The sequence below is a fragment of the Spirillospora sp. NPDC049652 genome (assembly GCF_040675125.1).
In the GTDB taxonomy this organism is placed as follows: domain Bacteria; phylum Actinomycetota; class Actinomycetes; order Streptosporangiales; family Streptosporangiaceae; genus Spirillospora.
Genome location: NZ_JBFAOF010000947.1, coordinates 1 through 2,685 on the forward strand (window position 1 = coordinate 1; position 2,685 = coordinate 2,685).

Consider the following 2,685-nt stretch of genomic DNA (forward strand, 5'->3'; position numbering starts at 1 on the left):
CCGCGAGCACGGTGGCGGCGACCGCGCCGGCCGCCACCCCGCCCGATGCGGCGGCCCGCATTCGCCCCATGAATCTAGACAAGGTCATAACCAGTGCATTCCTCTGGCGAGTCACCTCCGGGCCAAGTCGAAGTGATCACTTGGCACGCACTGCGCCGAACCGGATATCAGATTCGGGGAAAGTCTGGTATCGGCGCGGGAGAAGCCTCGCGCATCGCCGAAACACCTTCGTGGGGCGGTGGTCGGCGCCCGCGCGCCCTGGCTTCCCCGGCATGAACCGACAATTTCGGTGCGGCGGGCTAATTGCGGCGAAACGGTTAAGGTCGTCCGGGGAATGGCCGGCTGCGCGGCGCGGAGGCCGCGCACCCCGGCAGGTGGACGCGGCCGGGATTCGGGATGATGGCGGTCATGAGCAGCATCAGGCAGGTGAGCAGCCGGATCGTCTACGAGAACCCCTGGATCGTGGTCCGGGAGGACGAGATCGAGCGCCCCGACGGGTCGCGCGGGATCTACGGAGTCGTCGACCGGCCCGACTTCGCGCTGGTCATCCCCATGCAGGACGACGGGTTCGTGCTGGTCGAGGAGTACCGGTACCCGATCGGGCGGCGGGCGTGGAACTTCCCGCAGGGATCGCGTCCGAACCGCGCCGACGGGGACCCGGAGGAGCTGGCGCGGGAGGAGCTCGTCCAGGAGACCGGGCTGCGCGCGGGCACCATGCGGCACATCGGGTTCCTGCACGCGTCGCAGGGATCGGCGACGCAGGGGTTCAACGTGTTCGTGGCGACCGACCTGACGCAGGGCCCGCACCAGCGGGAGATCGAGGAGCAGGACATGCGGCAGGGCTTCTTCTCCCGCGCCCAGTTCCAGGACATGGTGCTGCGCGGCGAGATCACCGACGACTCCAGCGTCGCCGCCTACACGCTGCTCACCCTGCGCGGACTTTGATCGGACGCCGAGCGCAACCCCGCCCGGGGGGCGGCGGCCGGACGCCGGGTCGGAGCATCGCGGCCGCCGGGCCGCCGGTCAGTTCAGCCGGGCGAGGTAGCCGTTGTCCACCAGCCACACGACGTTCAGGCGGGTCGGGCCGCCGGGGATGAGGACGCTGTCCAGCACGTACTGGGTGCCGTGGCCAGGCTGGCCGAACGCGGGAGCGCTCGGCCCCGCCTGGACGTCGAAGGGCCGCAGGACGCGGTAGGCGTGCCAGTTGCAGCCGGTCGGGTCCTGCGTGTCGTCCAGGTTCTGCGGCGGGACGGACCGGCGCGCGTAGCGCTCGCCGAACGGGGCGAGGAACCCGTCGTACTCGCCGCCGAAGCGGTCGACGCGTTCGTTCACGCGCAGCCGCCGCACGTGCTTGACCGGCCTGCCGTCCCGGCCGATCAGGAAGCCGTCGGCGCGCGGGTAGCGCCAGCCGTTGGACGTCGAGTTCCAGTACTTCGACAGGAAGGCCGACGGTTCCATGCCCCCGAAGCGGTGGTAGCCGCGCAGCTCCCGTCCGATCACCCCCCGGTTCGGCAGGACGGCCGGCCCGAGGCGCGCGTCGTTCCCGAAGTCGGCCGCCGAGCACGCCGCGGTGGGCCCGAGAGGGTGCACCAGGGTATGCGCCGACGCCGACGCGACCGCACCTGGCAGCGACCCGGCCGTCCCGGGGACGGGTTCGGGGGATTCGGCGGACGCCGGCGACGCGGTGAGCGGCCCGAGGAGCAGGACGCTCGCGGCGAACGGCCAGGCGCGGCGATCTCGCAGGTGGGGCATGGTCCGCCTTCCGTGACGGGTGGGACAGATGACCACGCCCAGAATGGAAGCGAACACGCCCCGTGACAAGGACCCCGGGTGCCGGAGTCGGCCACCCGGGGTCCTGAAGCCGGCTCTCCGACCAGCCCCCAGCAGGTCAGAACGGCGCGGGGACCAGCAGCTCGACGTTGCGGTCCTCGACCTTGCCGCGCCGGTGCTGCGGGTCGTCCTGCCAGTCGTTGCCCGACAGCTCGCGCGACAGGGACGCCAGCGAGACCGGGTCGCCCAGGCTCCGGTACGACTCCGGGCCCGCCGAGTCCAGCACGGTCGCGAAGACCGAGAGGGTGCCGTCGCGGTTGTCGGCGATCTCGACGACGCGGCTCTGCTGCGGGTAGTCGATGTGGGCGGCCGTGTTGACCTCCCAGAATCCGCCGCCGCCTGTGCGCGCGTGCGGGGTCACCTGGTTGACGTGCGTGTGGCCGTTCACCCAGAGGATGACGTTCGGGAAGCGCAGCAGCAGCGCCTTCACCTCGTCGCCCAGCACCCGCCCGCCGCCGAGGGAGTTCTTCAGCGACGCGATCGTGTGGTGGCTGAACAGGACGAACAGCCGGTCCTTGACGTTGTGGACGACCTTCTTGCCGGCGGTGTCGTAGTACGTCCGGCTGCCCGCCTTGAGCTGCGCCTCCAGCCACGCGAACTGGGCCTTGTCGAGCGAGCCCTCGGAGTAGCCGTTCGGGTTGACGGTGTCGAGGACGAGCCCGCGGACGACCCCCTGGTCGAAGCCGTAGTAGGCGGTGCCCTTGAGCAGGTTCTCCACGGTGAAGCCGTGGCCGCGCAGCGCGGACGAGGTGTTGAAGTGCTCGCGGACGACCTCGGCGCGCGACAGGACGCGCCGCCTGGCGTCGGCGGTGACCTGCCGGAAGAGCCCGCCGTTGGACTGCGCGGCGAGCCGGG

Annotated in this window: 3 protein-coding genes; 1 reads left to right on the forward strand and 2 read right to left on the reverse strand. The window is 71.4% G+C overall.

What is annotated here, in order from left to right:
* Positions 1-408 precede the first annotated feature (408 nt).
* The gene (locus AB0J52_RS35250; RefSeq protein WP_500187249.1) at positions 409-945 is read left to right on the forward strand and encodes an ADP-ribose pyrophosphatase; all 537 of its coding nucleotides are present in this window, start codon (positions 409-411) and stop codon (positions 943-945) included.
* 78 nt (positions 946-1,023) lie between these two features.
* Here the strand turns inward: AB0J52_RS35250 and AB0J52_RS35255 are convergent, their stop codons facing one another.
* Positions 1,024-1,752: a TNT domain-containing protein gene (locus tag AB0J52_RS35255; RefSeq protein ID WP_500187251.1), complete on the reverse strand. Its 729-nt coding sequence runs from the start codon at positions 1,750-1,752 to the stop codon at positions 1,024-1,026.
* A gap of 136 nt (positions 1,753-1,888) precedes the next feature.
* The coding region (locus AB0J52_RS35260) for a metallophosphoesterase family protein (protein WP_500187252.1) at positions 1,889-2,685 on the reverse strand (797 nt) is incomplete at its 5' end.